We start from the raw sequence: 24,574 nt of genomic DNA, 5'->3' as shown, positions 1-24,574 counted from the left end.
ACTTTTTTGATGCATTGCCTTATAATTTCATTTTGGCGAATAGTTCAATCAATCCAATACGTTCTTCAATGAGATGACAAAACTTTCATGCTTTTTAGGGTTCCTTTTTTTAAGATTGATAAGGTTCTGTAGTTTCCATTGCACGGCAGGAAAACGTTCAAAATCATAAATGTCCCATATGGGATTTCCTTCCCCAAAATTCAATAAGAACTCATTGTCTTCAGCTGTTAGGTTTTGATGGATTGCTTTTATCAATTCCTTCCTGATTTTTTCAAAATCCCCATAGGTAAAGGTTTCCGGACTCATACCTTCAAATTGGTTGAGCAAGGTTTTCCTTTGGTCGATAAAATTGGGAAGCAACATTTCGTGAAGGGGGCGGTTACTGCTCAAAAGGAACAATAGGAACCCCTTTTTGATTTCATCTGTAAATCCTTCATTTTCCATCATATATTTTACATCGAACAAATCCCTGGGATGTTGTCGGTCCAATGCAGCGCATATTTTTCCACCATACAATTGCCCTAAAGGAACTACCGGTACGGCGCAGAAAGCATTAAACTCTTCTTGGGTTTTTTCGCATAGCGGCAATGTTACCGTTTTATCCATGACACCCCTGTTGATTTGGTTAACTTCCAATTTTATCTGTGCGTTTACAGTGGTGATCTGAAGTTTTAATGTCTCCTTTTTTAGGGTAATTGTAGCTTCCGGTAGAATTTTTTTGAGTTTTGTTTTTATATGGTCAAGACCATCAATAATGTTCTTAAAGGATGTCTTTCTATCCTCTATGGGGATGTAGGTCAAATCAATATCTACCGACAATCTGGGCATGTCCCGTACAAACAGATTGATGGCCGTACCGCCGTGCAGTGCGAAATTTGGTTCCTTTGCCACCTCAGGCAAAACCTGTAACAATAGGGAAACCTGTTGCTTGTAATTATTCATAATTTTCCAATGCTTTAGGGACCGTGATACGGTATTTGGATATATAAACACCATCCTTTACCAAGGAGCGTTTTCCTTTTCCAAGATTGACTTTTTCCAAGTTGGTGTATTTAAACCAATCGTGCCCTGCCTTTTCTGCCATGTACAGAAAAAGTCGTTTCACCTTTACGGACGTGCAGACCTCCAAAAGTTCCTGTACTTGTTTCGGCCTAAGGTTGTTCAATCCTTCCATTATTTCGTAGCACTCGACCAGTTCTTGTTTTTTGGGCACTAGATACAGACATTCCATTAAGGCCCTTGCTGGATTCGACACCAACAAATTGAAGGCCCCTTGCTCCAAGTTTTGTAGTCCTATATTGGAAGGAAGGAAGGAGGAACTATAGTAGTCTACTTTTAACCCCCAGTTGTATTTTAAAAACCAAGCGGGCAATTTTTCTTCGCTTCTCCCGAACAACGTTATTTGTTTTATGGATAGTTCCAGATAATGGACTTTTCCCAATAAGGATAAGGCGGTTTTACCCCCTGGATGGATAGTTAGGTTAGCTTGTTCTTGCAATGCAAACAATGCACCTTGATAGGTAGGCTTGTCACCCATTCTCATCCAAGCTCCGGAACCTATGGAATATATCCAACGGCTCTTTTTATATCGATTGAGCAATTGTGTGGAGAATCCATTTTCCGTTAACCATGAGCTTAAATAGACAACTCCGGGAGGCTGTGAATTAATAAAACGGTTTATTTTTTGTTCTTTTTCCAAACTAAAAGTTTTTGTATTGAATCTTTTTCAAACCATAAAGGGGCTGCAAGGTTTATATTTGTTCAAATATACAAACTAATGATTTGTGTATTTGTGTTTTTTTAAACTTTCATGTTCCCAAAAAATGTGTACAAGAAAAAGTATGGTAATGGATAGTGTTCATACAATATATCCGAAAGGTAAATGTTGCAAAATATTTCTCAGAAAGGTGACGGCCAATATTTTTTCAATGTTTACTTGTTCCATTTAATTGCCGCCTCAAAATTTTGGCTTCTATTTGGGCCGTGCTCAAATTGGAACAAAAGAACGGGAAAAAACGCTATAGATAAAGTTCGGCAACGAATTCAAGATGTGTCATTGTCATGACAATCTTGCTTTTGCTCCCGTAGGGTCGCAAAAGAAAACTGAATAAAAAAGCGAACGAAGCAAAGCGCAGTGCTGCAAGCCCCAAATCCTTACCTTAACTAATACTACTGAGCGAGGCAAAAGGGTATTTTGGAATCATTACCTCCGTCTGATTCGTTCATAACTTCACAAGGGTCACCATTGGTCCAATTTTGTTTTTACGTCAAATTGCCTCAATTTTTTCGTCAAAATTTTCCAGTATTTATTGGGCTTCCCAAAGGCTTTACTGTAGATTTCGAAAAATCTTACTGTAGCACCTGATTTTGCACAGTATTCCAAAATCAATTCAATTAACTGGTTTTCAATGTGTTGAAAACCCAAAAACAACCGTGATGGCGCAATTTGCGCATCACCCTCTTGCTATTCCCTACGTCCCGCAAGCGGGACCGAAAGAATACAGCATGATTGAAAATCAGCTGCCCATTAATTTTATGTTGTTGGGTACGGACTTTTGGAAAGTCAAAAGATGTTTTATCAAATGTCTCGATTTCTGTGCGTCCCCAGCACCCAATTCGATCAAATCGAAACCATCATTGTCTGGAGCAATAAGCTTCATGATTTCGCCACTACGCTCCTTGAATATCTCAAGTTCACAATTGGTCAGGTAATATTCTGGCAGGGCCATTGTCTTTTGAAAGAGTTTATCCCCCTCACTGTTATAAAAGTATTTTGATTCCAATCTTTTGGGCGATTGTCCCAACCCTTCCAGCACACTCGCCCTGAATGCATCTTGGAAGTTTGGCTCAACGGCCATATCGATAAATCGCTCTGTGGATGGATTCATGTTGCTTTGGTTTTAATAGGTAACGATCACAATTTTCCCACCCCCTGTGTTCTCCTCCATCAGCCTATGTGCGTCCGGCAACTCTTTCAGCTTAAAGGTCCGTTTTATCATTGGGGTGATTTCACCTTGCTCTATCTGTTGCAAGAACTCTTGGAAATGCTTTCCACCTACCCGGATCTGTCCACTGTCATAACAGGTCAAATAAACGGATGCAGGAATAGCTTCCTTTGGTTCGAAATTCTCGAAACCCCATTTTTCGGAAAGCATATCGGTCATACATACAATGCCTCCTTGCCTTACACAACGTAGGGAATCTTTTAGGGTTGTTGTGCCCACCAACTCCAAAACCTTGTCCACAGGGCCGCTCTCGGCGGTTGTCCCTTGCAATTTACCATTATCCAGCCAAACCTCATCGGAACCACTTTCCAAAAGCAAACTACGCTTTGCAGGATTTCTTGTAGTTGAGATGACATAAAGTCCATTACGTTTTGCTATTTGGGCGGCGAGCAGTCCTACTGAGGAGGTGCCCCCTCTTATCAGGATGCGTTCCCCGGAATGAACATGTAGCGCATGGTGCAGGGAGCCATGGGCTGTTTGGAACATTTCCGGAAGTGCTCCAAGTATCTCCCAAGGCAAATGGCTTTTGAATACGGTCACCACAGTATGTGGAAGTACAACGTACTAGGCATAGCTACCATCGTAATCACGACCCATACCTTTCATAAATGCCGCGACTTTTTCTCCAGCTTTAAATACCATGGATGGATCAGAAACCACCTCTCCCACACATTCAATCCCTAAGATTCTGGGAAACCTAACGTTGGGAGAATACCCTTTCCTGGTCATCAATTCCGATCTGTTCAGACCAAAGGCCTTTACATGGATCAGGACCTCGCCTTTGTTGGGTATGGGCACTGGACGTTGCTCCCATCGAAGTACATTGGCGTCCCCTGGGCTATGGACAACAAGGGCGTACATGGTTTTGATGTCCTTATCCAACATCCTATATATTCGCTTTTTGATTATTTGGGGTCATTATCAATACCCAGGCTTTTTATAAAGCGTTGAAAGATTCGGTCTTATTTCCCGATCATATACCTGTTCCATCCAGTCCGACTCGGGCACATCCGTGATCGCTATTGAAATGGCATTCTCGGATTTTCCTGCTTTATTGATCAACAGGTTTGTTATTTCCTTCGCAAGCTCAAACTTTACGGTCTCTGGAAGTGGATAGGTCTTGATTGTTATATGTGGCATTCTAAAAAATTACATTAAAAACGTTTGATACTGTATTAAACTCCCTTTAAGCTTTCATTGAAAAAAACAAGTAAGGTGTGGATAATTTGAACAGATGTAAAAACTAATGGTTTGTGTTTGGCGATGGCCATTTAAATATTAAATGTCATTGACCTTCACGGCCTTTCCGTTGTCCTCCCTATAGGCTCGTTTGGTAACCTTCAGGTCTTTGAAATATCCAATTGTCCCAATATCCACATATAGCCCTACATAGCCTTTATTGTTCTTTCCCAACATCTTGTCCACAATAAAGGAGGAATGTTTCATATCGTTGATGAACATTTCTGCCGTATCCCCATTCACTTCGATCCTCATTGTTATCCATTCGTTAAGGGCCACCGGAGCTGAACCTTCGTACGTTCCCGCCGGGAAGTCATCCCGTAGGGTCTGAAACTTGTAATCGGGATATGAGAAATACTGTACGGCATGGTTTCTTGCATACTGGTTGTTGATCCTTCCCACTTTGGGACGCAGATAGATGGATTCAAAAGCGGAGTCATCCTCCTTTATCCTAAAATAAACCCCAATAAACCCTGCTGCGGGCGGGTACGGGGACGGATCTTGGATCTGGCTGTACATTTTCACCTCTATCGTGCCATTCTCGAAGTCGTCCAAGCCCAAAAGTCGGGCATAATGGTTTTCATCGACAGTTTCCTCCAATCTATCGGCATCGAATGGAAGTGCCTCCAGGTCGCGTTCGATCTTCAATACCTTTTTACCTTGGAATTTAATGATGGCCCCTGTCACATTGTGCAGTTCAAACTCTTGGTTTTTTAGCTTTAAGGTCTGCGAAACCGCTCCGATGGTCCATATACCTACAAAGAGTAATAGAATATACTTTTTCATGTTGTCCTTTCTTTCAGTTAAAATAATTTCTCGTTGGGAGGGGTTACCCCTGCAAGTCTCAGATAGATCGTGGTCTGTCCCCTGTGGTGGGTCTGGTGCTCGAAAAGTTTGGCCAATGCTTGGGCCTTTGTCATCTCAAAACGTCCGAACAATTGAATGGTCTCGGACAGTTCACTCTCCTCCATTCCTCTGACTCCCTTGATAACGAAGTTATATCCTGCGGTTACCAATTGGGTGACATTTTCTTTGGACGTATCGGTGCTCTTTTCCGATTCTCCCATTCCAACGGGGCTTTCAATCCCTGTGGCCGCGGATGTAAATCCGTAATTGGCATCGGTAAGGTGCAGCATTTGTTGTGCAAAAGACCGAACATCGGGAGTTGCCTTGAAATCATATTTATCTGAAGGCATGGCCTCTAGATATTCCAAGGTATAGGCCTTGGCCCGTTCCCAATCCTTTACCATGGCATCGATGGCGGTTTGGGCCCGGCCAACAAATATGGCCCCGAATACAAGACTGAACAAACATACTATTGTCTTTGATTTCATGATCTAAAGTGTTACATATTAATAGGATACAAATATCCGACGCTTAACCGAAACCTACCCTTAAACTATTTTAAGAAATCCGGGGATGTAGGTGCAATGGGCTATTTTCTTTGCAGCATCTCCTTGCGCACCATGCTCAAAAATTCCGGGGTGATGCCCAGATAGGAGGCGATCTGGGTATTGGGCAGGCGATTGGCCAGTTTTGGATAGTGCTTTAAAAACGAAAGGTACCGCTCTTGTGCCGTGGAACTGATGGTATGGAACACCCTGTTTTGCAATTCCACATATTTTTCTTCCGTAATGACCTTGAAAATCTGATTGAGCTTTTGGATATTGTTGTACAGAAAATAGAGGTCCTGTTGCGCAATTTCGATAATCTCAGCCGATTCTATGGCCTGTATATTGGATACGCCCGGGCTTGTGTCATGAAAACTTTTGATGTCATAGATCCACTCGTTCGCCCCTGCAAACAGAATATTATGTTCCTTTCCATCTGCATCGGTGACATAGAGCCGTAAGATCCCTTTGACGACAAAAGTGTAATGGCGGCAGATATCGCCTGTTTTCATAATATGCTCCCGACGCTTCACCTTTCTATGGGTCACCCTGCTTTCTATGAGCTGTTTCTCATCCGCCGTAAAAGGAAGATACGTTTCAAAATGTGTTATGAGCGGTTTTGAGATCAATATGGGAGTATTACGGTTTTAGAGGAAAAGAACATCTTGATCAAAAGTATGGAGTTCTTTGGCCAAAACCAATTTCCAAGATTCCCTGATCGTCATATTTTTCAAGGTTGCATGCCATAGTTTTTAGAATGAACATTAACGTTCAATCACCAATAAATCAAAATTGTATAAGATTTTAAGCAGTAGGCTGCACCCTATTCCAATTTTAATTAACGCTTATCTGCCTGAACGCTATAAAATCGGAACAGGAACCAAGTGCAGAAGTTTTGGTAAGATTGGGACAGTATAAAGGTGGTTTAGAAATTTACCACACTTTGAAGTGCGTCATCGGTTTTTTTGTTCATGAAATTGGATTGGTACATCATTGTGGTGGTAATCGAAGAATGGCGGTAAAGTTGTTGTAGCAACTGCACAGGGATATTGTCTCCAGCAATATTTCCAAAACTGTGCCTTGCAATGTGCATGGTGATTTTTTTGTTTATCTCCGCTTTGTCCGCAATAGTGCTCATTTCATCATTAATTTTTCTAATGGCTAGCTTGGTTTTTTTCCAAAGTACCTTTTCGTCCTTTGAATTTACATATTTGAGATATGGAAAGATAAAATCATTGCTCCCTCCCTTTGTTTTTTGATGGGAGTCAATAATTTTCTTAGCCTTATCCGGGATTAACAACGAAACTATTTTGGAGTTTTTCTTCATTGTATAGTGCAAGCGACCATCATAAATATCGCTCCACTTCAATTGTAGGACATCCGAAGCCCTTATCCCTGCAAGATAAAAACTAAATAACCAGACATCCCTGGCATGTTTTTGACTTTCGGACAAGGAAGCTAAATTTTCAATTTTTTTTATTTCACTGGCATTTAGGCCCACTTTTTCCGTTTCAGGAAATTTAATGGCAATTTTGTCATGCCCAAAAGGATATAGCTTTCTGTCAACAAGCCCCATTTTAATTCCCCTATTGTAAATGGTTCTAATTACCACAAGATTGTTGACTACCGATCTTTCGGAAACTTTACGCTCCGATTTTAGATAATTGATAAACCCTTTTAAAAAGCGTTCACTTATTTCTTTAAATGGAAGGGTCGAAGACCTGCTATATTTCTTTAGATGATTGATGCGTGCTTTGTCCGAAGAATGTTGACTTAATCTGTTGTTGTTTTCCAATTCATCCAAATGCTCTTGGGCAACTTGAAAAAAGTCTTTCTTATTTAAGACAGATTCAATCTCTTCCTTGATTTGACTGGCAGAAATATCTTTGTTCTCCGCTTGCAACTTTAAAATAACCTTACCCGTTTCAGCAAGCTTTATTTCCAAAAAGTTATTAAGGTGAGCGGAATTCGGATGAGATCTTTTGACTTGTCTTTTTTTGGCATCCCAGTATTTTGCATCGACATAGTGACCCAAATAAATGTAGCTTGTTCTCCGATCTTTTGATATTCTGATGGCCAGAGGGTATTCTCCAAATTTATTTGGTTTTTTCCGGAGTACTATTTTTGTATTACTGGCCATTTACTTGATAATCTTGTAGTAAAGATAATACAAAGTTGGTACAACATAGGTACAACATTTCTTGGGTTTAATTGATTTTATTTGATATCAAACAAAATAAAAAAATTGATAAACAATTGAAAATGAGTTAATAAGATATAAAATGACCTAAAACCGCTTGGCTTCAAAATCCAGTTCCTTCGGGAGTGGGGGTTCGATTCCCCCCCAAGGTACAAAAAGGGATAAGCCGAGATTTACGTCTCGGCTTTTTTATTTTGGTACAACATTGTCGGCAGAGTGTTTTTGATGCCCCTGAAAATTGACAGCGCCTCCACCTACCATGAGCATCTAAAACCCGTGCTTGTTGGTCATTTTCAAAAAAAAGGTCAATATCCTCTCCATTGCCTCATTTCCCGGTAGTAATATGTATGATGAATTTATTCTCGTCATGCTTGGCCTTAGTGGGAAATCGGTTAATGCGCTGCATCAGACCCAAGAAACTTTAAACGCGCTCCGTAGGGGTAAGTGCAAGAAAATCTCTTTCCTGTTCCGTATTGGCCTCATCTTTGGTTCGAAATTGAATTTGCATATGTTTAATTATTGCCGTTCTGGATTATAAAGATATTAGTTGACAAGAGCTATATTTTTTGAGGTTTGTTCTTCCAGAAGAAAACTTAACCGCTTTCCAAAAATCTAATCTTGCAACAGGCCCTTTTTGTGTTAAATGTCGCTGGTGTTGGGCATTCACTGCCCTCAATTATTTTTTGAACATTTTTTGTTAAAAAACTGTGAAAAAAAATTTAGTAAGAATCATACTTGTTGGATTTTTTTCTGAGCCCTTATTCTGCGTTTGCTCCGAAGGATTTTTGCATTTACAAAACATGAATGTTGATAAAAGTGTTAAGAACCTAATGGATGAAACTTAAAATTCAACAGAAGAAAATATGAATTTTACATTCAAGCTATTTTTTACAACTCCAAACCGTTTTCTTCATGCAGATTACTCATATTACCAAGAGGGACTTTAGTACGCAAGAGTTTGATTTAAACAAGATTACGAATGCAATCTTGAAAGCCATGACAGCTGTGGAGCATGGCCAGATTACCGATGCGCAGACCATTGCCAGTAACGTGAACAAGGTGTTATTGGAACGAAAAAGTCAGGATGAACATTATTTGCCTACCGTTGAAGAGGTACAGGATGTGGTGGAGAACGAACTTATGAACAGTGAGTTCCATGATGCCGCAAAAGCCTACATTATTTATAGAAACAAAAGGGCACAAATGCGCGAATCGGATATTTTCGAGAAGCGTATCAACCTGAAGCCTTACGAGTATCCCCAATTGTATGAGTATGTTCCGGCAATCCGACATTCGTATTGGATACATACCGAATTTAATTTCACCAGTGATATCCAAGATTTTAAATCTGGTTTGAACGAGGTGGAGCGTAGCGCCATAAAAAACACCATGCTTGCCATTTCCCAAATTGAGGTGGCAGTAAAAACATTCTGGGGCGACATATATCACCGTATGCCCAAACCGGAAATCGGTTCGGTAGGAGCAACATTTGCCGAAAGTGAAGTGCGTCACCACGATGCCTATTCACATTTATTGGAGATTTTGGGATTGAACCAGGAGTTTGAGAACCTGAAGAAGAAGCCGGTGATCATGAAGCGGGTGCAGTATTTGGAGACTGCCCTTAAAAATGCAAAAAGCGAGAACAACAAGGAGTATGCGGAATCCATCTTGCTGTTCTCCCTATTTATCGAACATGTATCCCTGTTTTCCCAGTTCTTGATCATCATGGCGTTCAACAAGCATAAAAATGTGCTAAAAGGAATTTCCAATGTGGTAGAGGCTACCTCAAAAGAGGAGCAGATTCATGGCGATTTTGGAATAGATGTAATTAACATCATCAAAAAAGAGCACCCAGAGTGGTTCGATGATGCTTATAAAGAGATGATTCAGGATATCTGCGAAAAAGCATTTGAGGCAGAAAGTAAAATAGTGGACTGGATCTTTGAAGAAGGTGAATTGGACTTTTTGCCAAAGAACTTGGTCAACGAATTCATCAAGAACAGATTCAATAACTCATTGGAGAGCATTGGGATTTCCAAAGTATTCGATGTCGATCAAAAACTATTGGAGCAGACCGAATGGTTCGATGACGAGATTATAGGAACAAAACACGGAGACTTTTTTGTAAAAAGATCTATCAACTATAGCAAAAGAACACAAAGTATAACAAGCGACGACCTTTTTTAAATTATGGAGAAGAGAACACAAACAACCCCGACCACCGATCAAAAGCAGGATAACAAAACGCAAGAACTTGTTAACGCAAGAAAGGATACCTTGTCTAAACTCAAAACAGAGGAAGGCAAAGGATTTGAATGGTTGAACGAATATAGCCGAAAGTTTTTGGCATCTGGTTACCTTACCGAAGGGGTGAGTCCCGAGGAACGCATCCGTGAGATTGGTGACAGAGCGGAGGAGATTCTGCAAATTCCGGGCTATTCAGATAAATTCTACGGGTATATGTCCGAAGGATTCTTCTCTTTGGCTTCTCCGGTATGGTCCAATTTTGGAAAAAAGCGCGGGTTGCCGATTAGCTGTTTTGGATCGCATATTGATGACGATATGGGAAATATCCTTTACACCCAATCCGAGGTGGGGATGATGTCCAAGCTTGGTGGGGGAACATCCGGTTACTTTGGTAAAATAAGACATAGGGGAGCTCCTGTAAAAAATAATGGACAAGCTTCTGGAGCGGTCCATATTATGCAGTTGTTCGAATCCATGGTGGATGTGGTAAGCCAAGGGTCGGTACGTCGCGGTCGTTTTTCTCCATATTTGCCGATTGACCATAAGGACATTATGGAGTTTTTGGAAATAGGTACCGAAGGTAACCCTATACAGCAATTGACCCACGGGGTAACGGTGACCAACCAATGGATGCAGGAAATGATCGAGGGCGATGTTGATAAAAGAACCGTGTGGGCCAAAGTATTGCAACGCAGGGGCGAAATGGGGTATCCTTATATATTCTTCTCCGATAATGCCAATGATGGTGCAGCAGACGTTTATAAGGACAAGAACCACCGTATACACGCCAGTAACCTGTGTACCGAGATCATGTTGCCCTCCAATGATGATTGGTCGTTTGTTTGTGTGCTTTCCAGTATCAACTTGATGCATTACGACAAATGGAAAAAGACCGATGCTGTGGAGACCATGGTTCACTTTTTGGACGCCGTAATCACCGAGTTTATCGAAAAACTGGAAGCTTATAGGGATTCTTCCGATAGGGAAGACCGACAAACTTTCCTGTTTATGGAAAGGGCATACAATTTTGCAAAACAAAACCGTTCCTTGGGTCTGGGCGCTTTGGGATGGCACTCTCTTTTACAGTCCAAAAGATTGGCCTTCAACAGCCAAGAGGCCTATAACTTGAACAGCGAGATTTTTAGGGAAATCAAAGAGCGTTCGTACAAAGCATCCGAGCAATTGGCAGAGCGCTTTGGCGAGCCAGAAGTATTAAAAGGTTACGGAAGACGCAATGCAACCTTGAACGCTATTGCGCCAACTACATCATCTGCCTTTATTTTGGGGCAGGTATCCCAAGGAATTGAGCCTATTTGGTCCAATTGCTACGTAAAAGATATCGCCAAGATCAAGGTGACCATCAAAAATCCGTTCTTAATGGACTTGTTGGAAGAAAAGGGACAAAACACATCCGAGGTATGGAAGAGCATCCGTGACATGGATGGTTCCGTGCAGCATTTGGACTTTTTGACCGAGGAGGAGAAAGCGGTGTTCAAGACGTATTCGGAACTGGATCAGTTGGATATTGTATACCAAGCGGCCAACAGACAAAACCACATTGATCAGGGACAATCGGTGAACATCATCGTACACCCCGATATGCCTACCAAGGACATCAACAAAATCCACGTTACGGCATGGAAACTGGGTCTAAAATCCCTGTACTATCAGCATAGTATGAACGCAGCGCAGAAATTCAAGCAAAAGAAGGATTGTGTGAGCTGTGAGGCATAGGTAAGAAAACGACCGACCATAAATGAATGAAAGGCCCTGGGAAACTAGGGCTTTTTTGTTTTAAAAATCTCATAATCAATATTTTGTGTGTTTGTTTGGATTGATTGCATCAGCTAGACTTTGACTGCCGATCTAGTTTGTTTTCGTATTGGTTAAAAAGCTCAATGGACCATAAATTTAGGGTGTTTCTTTCATCGGTTATTTGTGTTTTCACAACAAAAGCATCCCGCCATACAACATAACTTCCCATTTGTGCCATGTTCTTGATATGTTTGGGTATGTCTTACTACGTAAGACCAACCTCAACTAAACTATGAACCAACCCCAATCTTCCCTACTTTATAGGTGTTTTTTGTTGATAGTAATTTTTCTTGTGTTCGCTTCATTTCAAAAAGCACATTCACAGTCTTCGGGAGAGATTGATTTATCCTTGACCAAAACAATCGACAAGTCACCGCCATTGGTGAGTGATAATGTCAGGTTTACCCTTACCGTCACCAATAATGGCCCAAGTGAGGCGACCTCTGTGGAAGTTACCGACCTTTTGCCTTCAGGCTACACCTATGTGACGGATAATGGCGATGGTGCGTACAATGAGGCCACTGGGATATGGAATGTAGGGTCTTTGGCGAGCAGTGGCTCCATGAGCCTAAACATACTGGCCAAGGTAAATGCCTCTGGGGACTACGACAACACAGCTCAAATAACGGGGCACGACCAAACGGACATTGATTCAACTCCAAATAACGATGCACCCGGTGAGGATGATCAAGACGAGGTCTCTGTAATACCGGAACCTTTGGTGGATGTTTCCGTGACCAAAACGGTAGATGAGTTTATACCTGAAGTGGGAGAGGAGATAGTGTTTTCCATAACCGTTCAAAACGATGGACCAAGCGATGCCACCAATGTGGTGGTCACTGATGTTTTGGCCTCGGGTTATCAATTGGTGAGTGCAGTATCTTCGGTAGGAACATACAATGCATCCAACGGTTCTTGGGTAGTCGGCAATTTGGCCAATGGAGATGTGGAAACCTTGGAAGTAACCGTACAGGTTCTATCAACGGGAGATTATGTGAACACGGCCGAGTTGACCAATGTAGCTGAGAAAGATGCGGATTCAACCCCTAACAATAATAACGAATTTGAAGATGACCAACAGACCATTGAACCCATTCCAATCCCTGTGGCAGATCTTCTTTTGCGTAAATCCGTGAACGTGTTGAGCCCCTATGTGGGCCAAGAAGTTATTTTTACGGTGAACATTACCAATCTGGGGCCGAGTGATGCCTCGGGTGTTGAGGTAAAGGATTTTTTGCCCGATGGATACACCTATGTTTCCCATACTACCACGGCAGGAATTTACAATGCAACCTCTGGAATGTGGGTGCTCAACGGTGATTTGGCAGATGGAAGCACGGATACCTTGACCATTGTGGCCACGGTAAATAACTCAGGGGACCATTTTAATGTTGCCGAGGTATTTGCTTCCGATCAATACGACCCGAATTCCATTCCGAACAACAATAATGTTTTTGAAAACGACCAAGATAACGCTGGAACCACGCCCATTCCCTCTGCCGATTTGGCCCTGGACGTAAGTGTGGACAATGATTTCCCCGATGTTGGGGCACAGATAACGTTCACCATTGCCCTGATAAACGAGGGGCCGAGCAATGCCTTGGGCGTTGAAGTTAAAAATGTACTGCCCGATGGGTTTACCTATATTTCCGATGATTCAGGAGGACTTTTTAATTCATCCAACGGAGTTTGGAATGTAGGTACTATTGCTCTTGAATCCCAAATGGAGTTGAACATTGTAGCCGAGGTGAATCCTTCCGGAGCTTATACCACTACTTCAGAAGTGGTGGATGCAACCTTTTTTGATGCGGATTCAACGCCAAACAACCATATACTTGCCGAAGATGATCAAGACGAGCAATCTGTAACACCAAGGTACATTACCGATATTTCGGTTTCCAAAACAGTGAACGATATGAGCCCCGAAGTGGGCGATGAAATTGTTTTTACCGTTCAGGTAAGCAATGATGGTCCCAACGATGCCTCAGGATTGATCATTGAGGATAAACTTGAAAGTGGGTACGCATTTGTGTCCGCAACCGTAACATTGGGAATCTATGATGAAATCACAGGTTCGTGGGATTTGCCGGCCGTTTCCAACGGCTCAACCCAAACGTTGGAAATACGGGCAAGGGTGCTTTCCAGTGGAAATTACCAGAATACCGCGGAACTTACCGCTTTGGATACGTACGACCCGGATTCGACCCCAAACAATAATTTAGGTTCCGAGGATGACCAAGAAACCGTAATTCCGGTTCCTGGTGGATTGAGTGATTTATCCCTGAGTAAAACTGTGGATGATGCCAATCCCAATGTGGGGGATATGGTTCGGTTTGTGGTGAGTGTCACCAACCATGGCCCATCAGATGCCAGAAATGTTGAGGTAATCGATGTGTTGCCGTCTGGTTACTCCTACGAATCCCACACGTCAACGGCTGGGGTTTACCATGTTGACTCCGGGATTTGGAGCGTAAACAGAACTATTCTGAATCAGGACACAGAAAGTCTGGAAATTTTGGCCGTGGTAAATGCGCCAACAGGGGCCGAGGACGAATATTTGAATGCAGCTTTCGTTTCGGGAAGTATGTATGCTGATCTGGACAGTGACCCTTCAACGGGGCCGGATGAGGATGATTTTGCAGATGGTATTGCAGATGATGACGAAGCCACTGCCAATGTAGTGCCTCAAACTACAGACATTGCAATCACAAAAAATGTGGACAATACCATGCCCAACATTGGTGATGAGGTTGTTTTTGAAATAACCGTAACCAATCAAGGTATGGATGATGCTACCCATCTTGGAATTGAGGAGCAGTTGCCGTTGGGCTATAGTCATGTAAGCTCGGAAGTAACAGTGGGCACATACGATGCTGCATCATCTTTTTGGGAAATTGAATCGTTGCCCGTTACCGAAACCGCAACATTGTTGCTTACGGTAAAGGTCTTGGATATTGAAGAATACCTAAATGTGGCAAGTTTGGCCTATATGGACCAATGGGACACCGATGAAACAAACAACTTTGCCCAAGCTTTTGTGGAACCCGGCTGTTTGGTGGTGTACAACGAGTTTTCACCCAATGGGGATGGCATTAACGACTATTTTAAGATTGATTGTATTTCCCGTTATCCGAACAATACGCTTCAGGTGTATAACAGATGGGGCAACATTGTTTTTGAGAAACGTTCGTACAACAATGATTGGGACGGTACGCCCAACGGAAGGGCCATTGTTCAAAAAGAAGACCAATTGCCGGTAGGAACCTATTATTATGTGTTGGATTTGGGCGATGGGTCCGAACCACGGACAGATTGGTTGTATATAAATAGATAAATATGGGGATTGTTTCAAAAAAATATATAACCAAAGGATTTAAGCAAGTTTGTGCATTGCTGGTGGTGATGTGTTCAATTTCGATTTATGCGCAACAGGACCCTCAATTTACCCAGTACATGTACAACACCATGAGTGTAAACCCGGCCTATGCAGGCACTAATGGGCATTTAACCGCTTTGCTGATGCACCGTTCCCAATGGGTTGGGGTAAATGGTGCGCCAAATACCCAGGTACTGGCGGTAGATTCACCTTTGGAGAACAAACTTGGGATAGGGGGAATAATTGCCCGTGATGCCTTGGGACCTTCTTCCGAAATTTCTTTGGACGGAAATGTTTCTTACACCATTCAACTGGACAGTTCCAACAGAAAACTCTCCTTTGGCATGAAGGTTGGCGGGCGTATTTTTGATGTGGATTTTTCCAAAGGACTCACGGAAGAGGCCGATGTTGCCTTTCAAAACAATATAAAGAGCAAATTTTTCCCGACCATAGGGGCAGGGATATATTACGATTCAGGAAAAGGGTACTTGGGCTTTGCCATACCCAGTTTTTTTTCTCAAAAACATTATGATGGGGAAGAACAGGAAATTGCTGCAGAGCGTTTACATTATTACTTTATTGGTGGTAAAGTGTTTGATTTGACCCCTGATGTTAAACTGAAACCCGCTTTCTTTGTAAAATGGGTGCCAGGAGCGCCTATTATAGCCGATGTATCGTTAAATGCGCTGCTCAAGGAGACCTTTACCTTTGGTTTGGCCTATCGGTGGGACGATTCATTCTCTACCTTGTTGGGGATGCAGATCAACCCAAACTTTAGCGCAGGTTATGCCTACGACCTTACGACTTCCAATTTGGCAAGCTACACGGGAGGGTCTCACGAGCTGTTTGTAAGGTACGAGTTCAAATCCTCCCAAAAACAGAAAGAAACGCCAACATTTTAAATAGTGGGCAATATATCTTCACTTTAAGAAGCATACATCAGCAAAAAATAGTCGTTATCTTTAGCATTGCAATAAGGAAAGTAAGCCGCTAAAATTGATTTGCTATGGAGAGGAATGAGTTGTACCCTGTTTTTTTGAAAGTTTCAAACTTGAACGTACTAATTGTGGGAGGAGGCAATGTTGGATTGGAAAAGCTGACTTTTTTATTGAAATCCAGTCCCAATGCCCAAGTACAGATGGTAGCTCCAGAATTTTTGCCAGCTACATTGGAACTGGCCGAAAAGCACGATGTGGACATTACCAGGGAAGCCTATTCAGAAAACTTTTTGGAAGGAAAGCATATTGTTGTTGCCTGTACGGACAAGCCAGAGGTGAACGAACAGGTGTACCAGGACTGTAGGAAGAGGAGTATATTGGTAAATGTAGCGGACAATCCACCATTTTGCGATTTTTACATGGGCGGCATTGTGACCAAGGGCAATGTTAAGGTCGCTATTTCCACAAACGGAAAATCCCCGACCACGGCCAAACGGCTGCGTCAATTTTTTGAGGATGTTCTCCCCGAAAACATTGATGATTTGGTGAACAACCTTAACGAATACCGCAAAACCTTGAAAGGGGATTTTGAGCAAAAGGTAGAGGCCTTGAACGAGTTCACGAAAGGGTTGGTGAACAAGAAGGATTGATCACTCGATAATCGAGACTTAAACCTGACTGCCGTCAGGCAAGTTGCTCTGAGGCTTGCCTCGAAATCAAAATATGTTTTCCTGCCAATGTCTCGTGGGCCTGCCTTTGTCGGCAGACAGGCTTGCCCTGGGGTAGTTTACAGCTTCAATTTTTGAAACGAGTTTTACAACCGTTTCATGGCTTCAATTAAATCATCTTTTTTTCTTGGCGAAATGTTCACTTCCAAATCATTGTCCATAATTAGGTGACCACCATCGGATTTTACATATTTTTTCACCTTTTTTAGGTTGATGAGGTAGCTGTTGTGCACCCTCATAAATTGGTGTTCCGCAAGTAGGTTTTCATATTCTTTTAGGTGTTTGCTAACCAAGAGCGTGCTTTCGTCCTCGAGCATAAAAGAGGTGTAGGAACCATCGGCCTTGCATGCGATAATATCGTCAATGGCGATAAATTCCATGCCCGATGTTGTGGCCAGGCAAATTTTCTCGGGTCTTATCTTTCCTCTGGAAATACTTTGCATTAAAGTATCCAATTGCTCCCGGTATACGTTGGTGTCCATTCTGGTTCTGGCTTTTTCTACAGCTTGTTGCAACTCATCCAGGTCAATGGGTTTTAACAAATAATCCAAAGAACTGAATTTTATGGCTTTTATGGCATATTTTTCAAAGGCTGTTGTAAAAATGACCTCAAAGTTGGGGTCCTTGATTTGATTCAACACATCAAATCCTACTCCTGATTGGAGTTCAATATCCAAAAAAACGATGTCCGGGCTATAGATGGACAGCACTTTTACCGCTTCATCAACGGTTCCGGCCATTGCAATTACTTCAACATCTTTACAAAATTCCTCCAACATGGATTTTAAGGTTTCCCTGCTGTGTTTTTCATCTTCGATTATTACTGCTTTTAGAATCATTGGGTTGTTTTTAGGGGTTATATAATCGTATTGTTACTTTGGTTCCGCTAGGTTGGCTATTGGAATCGAACTTGTCTATGATTTCTATGGTGTTTTTATGTTGATCGGATTTGTCGAGCATTTTTAGTCTTTTTTTGGTGATTTCCATTCCCCGGGATTTTTTCTTGTCCTCCTCAGATTTGAAATACTGTCTCCCAATACCATTGTCCTCGATTTCTATAACGTAGTATTCCCCTTCTTGCAAAAAGCGTAGTTCCAGAGTTTTTTCTCCATCTTTTTTACCCACCAATCCATGGATTATTGCATTTTCGACAAATGGTTGAACCAACATTAGGGGAATTTCAACACTATCCAGATCAATGGGGTCATCTACTGTAATGGTATAGGAAAATGCGTTATCAAACCGTAGTGACTCAAGTTCCAAATAGGAACGTAATAGCTCTATTTCGTCGGCAAGGGTTACCGTGGTCTGGTACGAACTCTCCAACACGTTGCGTGCCAATTTACCAAACTTGGTGAGGTAATTTAAAGCGGCGGTTTTATTGTTGATCAATATTAGGTGTTGGATGGAACTTAGTGAATTAAAGAAGAAGTGTGGATTCATTTGTGCGCGTTTGACACTGATCTCTTTTAGGGATACTTCTTTTTGAAGCTCCAATTTGCCATCGTGTTCCAGTTTAATTTTATAGGCAAGCCCTAGGGAGAAGATGATGATTTCCAAAATGGAACCGCCCATCATGTAATACTTGTTAGGGGTAAACCAATAGGCCAGCGCTCCCAACATAAATATAAACGATCCCACAACAATGAATATGGCAAGCTTGTCCTTGGCCTTGTACAAAAGGTAGAGCATTGAGAAAAGCCCAAAAAGGGTCATAAAGAATCTTTGAATGTTTAGAATGTTGCCCTGTATTTGGTGTAAACTCAAAAAATAAGTCAAAAAATGTACTACTGTCACGAAAATTAAAAATACTACAGCTAAGTTGATTATACTGTTAAGTTGCGAATAATGTTGTGCTGTTGCCAAGTAGTATTTTGCAAAGAGCACATAAAATAAATTAATAAATACTTGGGAAATCATCACAATCCAAAAGCCTGCTTTACTTTCAAAAAAGGTATTTAGAGTAGGCGTGTCCATTCCTGCAAGGTAAATAGACGAAAAAAGCACATATAATGAATAGAACAGAAACTCAGCTTTTTTGATATTAAGGTACACGACAAGAAAGGTCAGGAACAGTATGGAACAGGCCCCTAAATAGAATAGGGAAGGGGTTAACTTATTTATATCTTGCCCAGTATAGTAATCGGTGTAAAACCGGTTCGAGGTGTTGGAAAGATATTCGAAATGGGCCGGATTTGAAGGTGGGGAGTACATGCGACATTTAATGTACAAATACCTGCCCAAAATTAAATTTTCTTGTTGGAACAAAACGCCATTGGGATAAATCAAAGAACCGTTTCCCTCTTTTGGATTAAACTGACCAAAGTTTTTTTGGGCAATGGAGCCTCCACTTAGATAATACAGCGTTGCTTCGTTAAAAGGGGTTGTCCTTAACCGCCATGATTTTTGGGTGTGAAGCGTATCCAGTTCATTCTTAAAATCAACTTGAAACCAATAGGTGGGACCAACTTCCAACGAAACATTATGAACAGGTTTAAAGGAATGATTGTTTAGAACTTCCGTAAGTTCTGAACCTGAATCATCAACCATAAAATATGAAACAGGGAGTTTTTTGGTGGCTCGGTCCAACTCTGTTGTTTGGGCCGATAAGGTCGCAGATAAAAGAGATAAGAAAAGGCAAATGATCCTTGAAAAAGACTGTACTTTTTTAAATAAGATAGTGGGAGTTGATTGAAGTGAATGACACACAATAAAACCAATAAGGGGATTGTTTTGCTTTGGAACAATATAGTTTGTCATTGGAATCATTCAGAAAAGAGGAAATTTAGTGATCAACCTTTTTTGGTCAATTTTTCAGAACAATTTTTTCTTTCAGTTATTGTAAGAATTAATTTATTTTTATATGTTTGGATAAAGTGGATAATATGGCTTGATATGCCAAGATTAATTGGTGAAGAAAGCGATGGTGTCAAGGTTAGGCTCATAAAATAAGGGTATTACGATTTTATATACTCATAAGTAAAACTTTAGTCTACCTTAGCATATATTCTTTTATTTACTAATGTCAACGAACCCATTATCTAATTGTGGACTTTCTTCAAGATAATGGTTTCCTCAATCTTTTTGGTTTTAGATCAGAACTTTTTAACCAATTAAGTTAAACAATTTTTTTGGGGGAAGAATAAATATGGCCTCAAAAACAGATAGTTGATTGTTTTAAGTTGAATAGATCAAGGCATATCTGTATGGACCTTTAACAAAAATAACTCACCATTTTCTTTTCTTGTTGAACTGTTGCGCAGCATAACCCCATACTTGCTCTCAGCTGAAGAAAATACTAATGGTGAGTTTGTGATTAGTGATTTAGTATTGCTTAATATTTATTTTTTGAGTTGTGGGCTGTACTGTCTTTATCGCCAGAACTAAAGACAAGAACATTAAAGTTTCTGTACAGCCCAACATTCTTTGTTTGTCATGGGTTAAATCTACTTCGGTTTCATTAAAAAAAGTGGTGCAATTTGATGAATGCATGTTTTGAGTTTATGGATGGCCGTTATGGGTTTATCTGTATGTTTGGAAAAGGGACAAAAGTGTAAAATGGGATTTCTGTTTTAAGGAAAATCCCATTTTACGTTTACATGAGAACACTAAAGAAGAAAGCATTAAGTATTTTGTAATTGTTTTTATGTGGTTGCAAATAGCCGCTCCTTTTTAATTTGTTCGATGGGTCTAGTTACGGCACGTACTTTTTTTCGTTGGGGCATTTTTGCAACATAGTGTCCTTTAAAATCTATAGAAGCTATATTGCTGAAGTGCCCTAGTACCTCTTCAAAATCATGTATGTTTATCCCGGCCTTCTCCAAACTTTTATGGATGGTGTAATTGTTTGGTGAGGCTCCCCAATTGCCATAGATTCTTTCATCGCTGAATCTTATAATCAACATTTTAAGGTTTTTTAAATGATAGGTGGGGATATGAAAATGGGACACCCCATCTTTCAGTGATTTAAAGGTGACATATACTTTCCCAACATTCTTGTAAACATTTGCTTTATAGCCCATGGCCGCATTGTTCAAGGGTAGTTTAAAGTAGGTGTCCTCCGATTCCAGATAAAAAAGGATTGGATTTTTGTGAAGTACTTCTTCAGTAATTTGGGGAACCTCTATGCTTAAGGACCAACTGGGCAATTGTTCCCTAATGTCAAACGATAATAACTCTACCGTATTCGGAGCCATAGGTTTATAATCATCCTTCCGGGCTTTTGTTAAAGAAACGGATTTGTTTAAAAGATAAAGTGGGTATCCAATAATTACGGCTGCACAAATCAATGTCCAAATAATGGTCAATAAATGCATAATTCATTTTTTTGATTAAGAATTTGGGAACTTTAATCTTATAGCAAGAAACGAATAAAAATGGGAGGTTCACCCCTATAATATACGGATGGTGCTTCTCAATTGACGAATGCAAAACCATCGATTAAATGTCTGTTTTAATGGATGAAACGCATCCATCATGGTTTTACCCTATTATTTAAAATCAACAAAAGTGTTCCAAGTTGTGTGCTTTGTATAAGAGGACCGATTGTTAAAGCAATTGATTGATAACAAACAATTTAATAGAACTACATTCATGTGGAGACTATATAATATTTGGGGATGGATTTTAATCAAATCCATACGAATTGAGTTCAAGAATACTTAATTCAAATATTTTTTCGTCATCCATGTGCTTTGCAAGCAATGTTAACTTGTCGATTTCTTGTTCCAATTCAAACACCCTTCTACATAATTGGGTAATTTCTTCAACTTCCTCCTTGGACAAATGTTCTTTGGAGTAAAGTGTTGGGCTGGCCCCATGGTATACTATTGCAGAATTGCGAATCATGTAGGAACGTACCTTGCCTTGGTCGCCGATGAAGCTGTCCAATGCCTCGTTTCTTTTATCCAATCTTATTTTTAGTGCCTTACATCACTTGGATATTGCACTCTTGATTTCTTTGCTGGTTTTCTCAAAAATAATATTGCTCATCAAGCAAACTTTTTGTTATTAATTTCATACAACTTTGGGGTCTTGTCCAGATGCCAACTTTTTTCAGTCGTCCATTTGTTCCAATTTTCCGACTACCCCCATAACATCGTAGTTGGCAATTTTTCTGGTACTGTAATTTCTCTTTATGTGGTTTACATAAGTGTGAATTTCTAAGGTATAATAGTTTTCAAGCTCAAAAATGGGGTCTTTGTTGACTTCAAAACTTTCATCAATCTTCATTTTTCCATAAGCTCTGGCATGGTACACTGTTTTGTGGCTGTTGTTTTCAGAGTCCATCCACTCTATGGTAACCTCAATAAAATCATCCATTCGTTCCCTAAGTTTATAGGTCGCATGTTTAGGTATTTTTCCAAATTCATATTCAGATTTTACAAGGTCTAAAATCCACTTTTCTAGAAAATTTCCTTTCATTGTAAATTAAGTTTTAGGTGTTCTGATTTGGGCCCATTGCTGGGCTTTTGGTTCAAATTTTAATATGGAGGTTGATGGTTGTGCTCCCTGTTTTGAGACATTGGAACCTTGTTTCACCAAGATTTAACTTATAAATGCCGGTATAATCTGATTTTATGGGAGCACATAAAACAAGAGATTTTGGGCAGTTGGGCAACCTTTTTTGAAGGACTGCTCTCTATTTAAAATTTATTTATCTATATGCAATAATTCATTAAACCAGTCGAGTGCCTTTACCCGGGCTATGGAACTCTGATCGTTATCATCAAAATCAAATCCGTGACCGACCCCTTCGTATAGGTTGAGCTCCACAGGTAATCCTTTTTGTTTTAGGATATCGACCAAACAAAGTGTGTTCTCCGAAAGATAACCTTCGGTAGGAACTTGGTACAGCATAGGTGCGTAGGGCTGAAAGATATTTCCATCCAAGGCATTGTCTCCACATGGACTGGCCCCCCAATAATTATACCCGCCAGAACCTCCATAATAAAACACACCGCCAGCAAAACCAGTACTTGGCTTTGGTTCAGGAGGCATTACGCCCGAAGCGGTATCGTATTTTTTCCCATCAAAACTTTGAGTCCATTTCCACCCTTTTGGCGTAGTGTCGGTATTATACAAAGTTGCCGCTACGGCGCTGGCACCATCGGAAAACCCCAACAGACCTATATCTTTGGGTCTTACCACCGGACTTCCATCGGTGAATGTTAAGTTCTTGAGCATGGCCAATGCTGCGTTTGCATCCCTGGGCCTTATAAATTGGGAACTTATTTTAAAGTTGTCGGGAGCGGTGGTCCATTTGCCCGTTCTTGTGGATACGCCCCTGCCCGAGTAGCTATCCACAAATGCACCAACAATACAGTTATCATCAAACAATTTACGCCATTCGTTGAATTGGCCGGACATGATTCCTTTGCTGGAATCGTGGTTTGTCCACATACCATCCGAACCATGCATCACAACCACTGCAGGGTAGTTTTTTTTATTGCAATTTTTAGGGATGGATAAATAAACGGGAACTATGCCATTATTCACTTTTAACTGAATAATGGTGTCCGTAGTTGTGGATGAAATTACAGCCTTTCCATTAATAGTGTCCGATGGAAAACCATCGTCATCATCACTACAGGATGATGCGACGCCCAAAAGGGCCAAGAGAGCAAGTAGGTTGAGTTTTTGGAACGATTTAAGAAAATTTTTCATAGTCATATTTGTTTTAAATTAATAGGTGCAAGTGCAATTGGAAATTCCTTGGAAGAGGTCAATGCCCAAGGTTATTACATGGGTCCCGGATGAGTACCCCAATATTTCGGTCATTACGGCCTGGTAGGAATACCCAAAGTAAAAGTCCCCCTTTTTAAGCCCAATGATCGGAGCTATATAAAGTGGAGATCCTAATTGATCATTTAAAAATCGGTAGGTTATTCCAGCATAGTAATAGTCTAAAAAATCAAACCATTTAAACTTTGTATTTATGTCAGTAATCGATCTCCCATCATTTTCAAAATATTGGAAAAAGACAGAAGGCTCAATTTCAAAATCGGCCCTTCTGTTCTTTCTGAACTTATATCCGGAATACACATTATAGTTCCGCAACTTATCGGGTTCATAAACAGGGTTGAACTTTTCAAAATCCTTATCCAGAATGTTGGAGACATTGAGACTGAGGTAAAATCCACCACGCCTGTACAAAGTTCCAACATCAAAGTTTGGGTTGCTTGAAGATCTGTCGTTTGTTATGGCAGGATCGCCGTCAGCATTAGGGTCAAAGTTTTCAATATCAAACCTAATTTGATTGAGATTAAAGGAGAGGGCAAAGGAGAAATAATGGTCCTCATATTTATCAATGGTCAAGTGGTGTGCAAAGGAAACCTTACCGCCACGCTGTTTGGTTTCCCCGTTGGAATCGTTATAGAGCACCATCCCGATTCCCGATCGGTTCCCCAGTCTAACATCGGCGGACAACGATTGGGTGTCCGGAGCATCCTTAACACCCACCCATTGTGTTAGACCGTTCATCCTCACCTTTACAAAGTTGCCGATTCCCGCAAAGGAAGGCGACATCAAAAAAGGATTGTCAGATAAGTATTGCGACAATTGGGGCACGGTAAGTTCCTGCCCCTTGACGAGGAATACATTCATTAATATTAAAAAAACTACAATTCTTTTCAT

At 40.8% G+C, this 24,574-nt stretch carries 22 protein-coding genes; 5 read left to right on the top strand and 17 right to left on the bottom strand.

Features of this window, described 5'->3' with window-relative positions:
* Positions 1-48 precede the first annotated feature (48 nt).
* The 10 genes from AC13CS_RS13640 to AC13CS_RS13595 form a co-directional block, all read right to left on the bottom strand.
* The gene (locus AC13CS_RS13640; RefSeq protein WP_474505481.1) at positions 49-942 is read right to left on the bottom strand and encodes a nucleotidyl transferase AbiEii/AbiGii toxin family protein; all 894 of its coding nucleotides are present in this window, start codon (positions 940-942) and stop codon (positions 49-51) included.
* On the bottom strand, positions 935-1,699 hold the full coding sequence (locus tag AC13CS_RS13635; RefSeq protein WP_474505480.1) for a type IV toxin-antitoxin system AbiEi family antitoxin domain-containing protein: 765 nt from the start codon (positions 1,697-1,699) through the stop codon (positions 935-937). The genes AC13CS_RS13640 and AC13CS_RS13635 overlap by 8 nt, the downstream gene beginning before the upstream one ends.
* Positions 1,700-2,516: 817 nt before the next feature.
* Positions 2,517-2,888, bottom strand: coding sequence for an L-histidine N(alpha)-methyltransferase (locus tag AC13CS_RS13630; RefSeq protein WP_293166898.1), 372 nt, complete (start codon positions 2,886-2,888; stop codon positions 2,517-2,519).
* A gap of 12 nt (positions 2,889-2,900) precedes the next feature.
* Positions 2,901-3,545 (bottom strand): zinc-binding dehydrogenase, encoded by a 645-nt coding sequence (locus AC13CS_RS13625; protein WP_482888844.1) that lies wholly within the window; start codon positions 3,543-3,545, stop codon positions 2,901-2,903.
* A gap of 24 nt (positions 3,546-3,569) precedes the next feature.
* On the bottom strand, positions 3,570-3,890 hold the full coding sequence (locus tag AC13CS_RS13620; protein ID WP_293166902.1) for an alcohol dehydrogenase catalytic domain-containing protein: 321 nt from the start codon (positions 3,888-3,890) through the stop codon (positions 3,570-3,572).
* 36 nt (positions 3,891-3,926) lie between these two features.
* Complete coding sequence (locus AC13CS_RS13615; RefSeq protein ID WP_293166904.1) at positions 3,927-4,145, bottom strand: tautomerase family protein; 219 nt, start codon at positions 4,143-4,145, stop codon at positions 3,927-3,929.
* 138 nt (positions 4,146-4,283) lie between these two features.
* Positions 4,284-5,030: a 3-keto-alpha-glucoside-1,2-lyase-like domain-containing protein gene (locus tag AC13CS_RS13610; protein WP_293166906.1), complete on the bottom strand. Its 747-nt coding sequence runs from the start codon at positions 5,028-5,030 to the stop codon at positions 4,284-4,286.
* Between the two features lie 17 nt (positions 5,031-5,047).
* Complete coding sequence (locus AC13CS_RS13605) at positions 5,048-5,578, bottom strand: DinB family protein (protein WP_293166908.1); 531 nt, start codon at positions 5,576-5,578, stop codon at positions 5,048-5,050.
* A gap of 101 nt (positions 5,579-5,679) precedes the next feature.
* Entirely contained in the window at positions 5,680-6,264 is a 585-nt protein-coding gene (locus AC13CS_RS13600; protein WP_293166910.1) for a Crp/Fnr family transcriptional regulator, read from the bottom strand.
* 296 nt (positions 6,265-6,560) lie between these two features.
* Positions 6,561-7,775: a site-specific integrase gene (locus AC13CS_RS13595; protein ID WP_293166912.1), complete on the bottom strand. Its 1,215-nt coding sequence runs from the start codon at positions 7,773-7,775 to the stop codon at positions 6,561-6,563.
* Positions 7,776-8,747: 972 nt separating this feature from the next.
* Here AC13CS_RS13595 and AC13CS_RS13590 point away from each other — a divergent pair.
* From AC13CS_RS13590 to AC13CS_RS13570, 5 genes are all read left to right on the top strand, one after another.
* Positions 8,748-10,022, top strand: coding sequence for a ribonucleotide-diphosphate reductase subunit beta (locus AC13CS_RS13590; RefSeq protein ID WP_293166914.1), 1,275 nt, complete (start codon positions 8,748-8,750; stop codon positions 10,020-10,022).
* A 3-nt stretch (positions 10,023-10,025) separates the two neighbouring features.
* Positions 10,026-11,816, top strand: coding sequence for a ribonucleoside-diphosphate reductase subunit alpha (locus AC13CS_RS13585; protein WP_293166916.1), 1,791 nt, complete (start codon positions 10,026-10,028; stop codon positions 11,814-11,816).
* Positions 11,817-12,189: 373 nt separating this feature from the next.
* Complete coding sequence (locus AC13CS_RS13580; protein ID WP_293166918.1) at positions 12,190-15,231, top strand: T9SS type B sorting domain-containing protein; 3,042 nt, start codon at positions 12,190-12,192, stop codon at positions 15,229-15,231.
* Between the two features lie 2 nt (positions 15,232-15,233).
* Positions 15,234-16,175, top strand: coding sequence for a PorP/SprF family type IX secretion system membrane protein (locus tag AC13CS_RS13575; protein ID WP_293166920.1), 942 nt, complete (start codon positions 15,234-15,236; stop codon positions 16,173-16,175).
* A gap of 104 nt (positions 16,176-16,279) precedes the next feature.
* On the top strand, positions 16,280-16,861 hold the full coding sequence (locus AC13CS_RS13570; protein WP_293166922.1) for a precorrin-2 dehydrogenase/sirohydrochlorin ferrochelatase family protein: 582 nt from the start codon (positions 16,280-16,282) through the stop codon (positions 16,859-16,861).
* A 164-nt stretch (positions 16,862-17,025) separates the two neighbouring features.
* On the opposite strand, the gene AC13CS_RS13565 is transcribed toward AC13CS_RS13570, so the two are convergent.
* The 7 genes from AC13CS_RS13565 to AC13CS_RS13535 all read right to left on the bottom strand — a co-directional run bounded on the left by AC13CS_RS13565 (position 17,026) and on the right by AC13CS_RS13535 (position 24,574).
* Positions 17,026-17,778, bottom strand: coding sequence for a LytR/AlgR family response regulator transcription factor (locus AC13CS_RS13565; protein ID WP_293166924.1), 753 nt, complete (start codon positions 17,776-17,778; stop codon positions 17,026-17,028).
* A 10-nt stretch (positions 17,779-17,788) separates the two neighbouring features.
* The gene (locus AC13CS_RS13560; protein WP_293166926.1) at positions 17,789-19,528 is read right to left on the bottom strand and encodes a histidine kinase; all 1,740 of its coding nucleotides are present in this window, start codon (positions 19,526-19,528) and stop codon (positions 17,789-17,791) included.
* A gap of 1,055 nt (positions 19,529-20,583) precedes the next feature.
* The gene (locus tag AC13CS_RS13555; protein WP_293166928.1) at positions 20,584-21,255 is read right to left on the bottom strand and encodes a hypothetical protein; all 672 of its coding nucleotides are present in this window, start codon (positions 21,253-21,255) and stop codon (positions 20,584-20,586) included.
* Between the two features lie 310 nt (positions 21,256-21,565).
* Positions 21,566-21,850 (bottom strand): hypothetical protein, encoded by a 285-nt coding sequence (locus AC13CS_RS13550; RefSeq protein WP_293166930.1) that lies wholly within the window; start codon positions 21,848-21,850, stop codon positions 21,566-21,568.
* Positions 21,851-21,994: 144 nt separating this feature from the next.
* Positions 21,995-22,363, bottom strand: a complete 369-nt coding sequence (locus AC13CS_RS13545; RefSeq protein WP_293166932.1) for a nitroreductase family protein — start codon at positions 22,361-22,363, stop codon at positions 21,995-21,997.
* A 228-nt stretch (positions 22,364-22,591) separates the two neighbouring features.
* Positions 22,592-23,605, bottom strand: a complete 1,014-nt coding sequence (locus AC13CS_RS13540) for an alpha/beta hydrolase family protein (protein WP_293166934.1) — start codon at positions 23,603-23,605, stop codon at positions 22,592-22,594.
* A gap of 18 nt (positions 23,606-23,623) precedes the next feature.
* The gene (locus AC13CS_RS13535; RefSeq protein WP_293166936.1) at positions 23,624-24,574 is read right to left on the bottom strand and encodes a PorP/SprF family type IX secretion system membrane protein; all 951 of its coding nucleotides are present in this window, start codon (positions 24,572-24,574) and stop codon (positions 23,624-23,626) included.

This window comes from Flagellimonas sp. B-3, assembly GCF_056857835.1.
The sequence above is the reverse complement of the archived record's forward strand: the minus strand, read 5'-3'. Positions and strand labels throughout refer to the sequence as shown.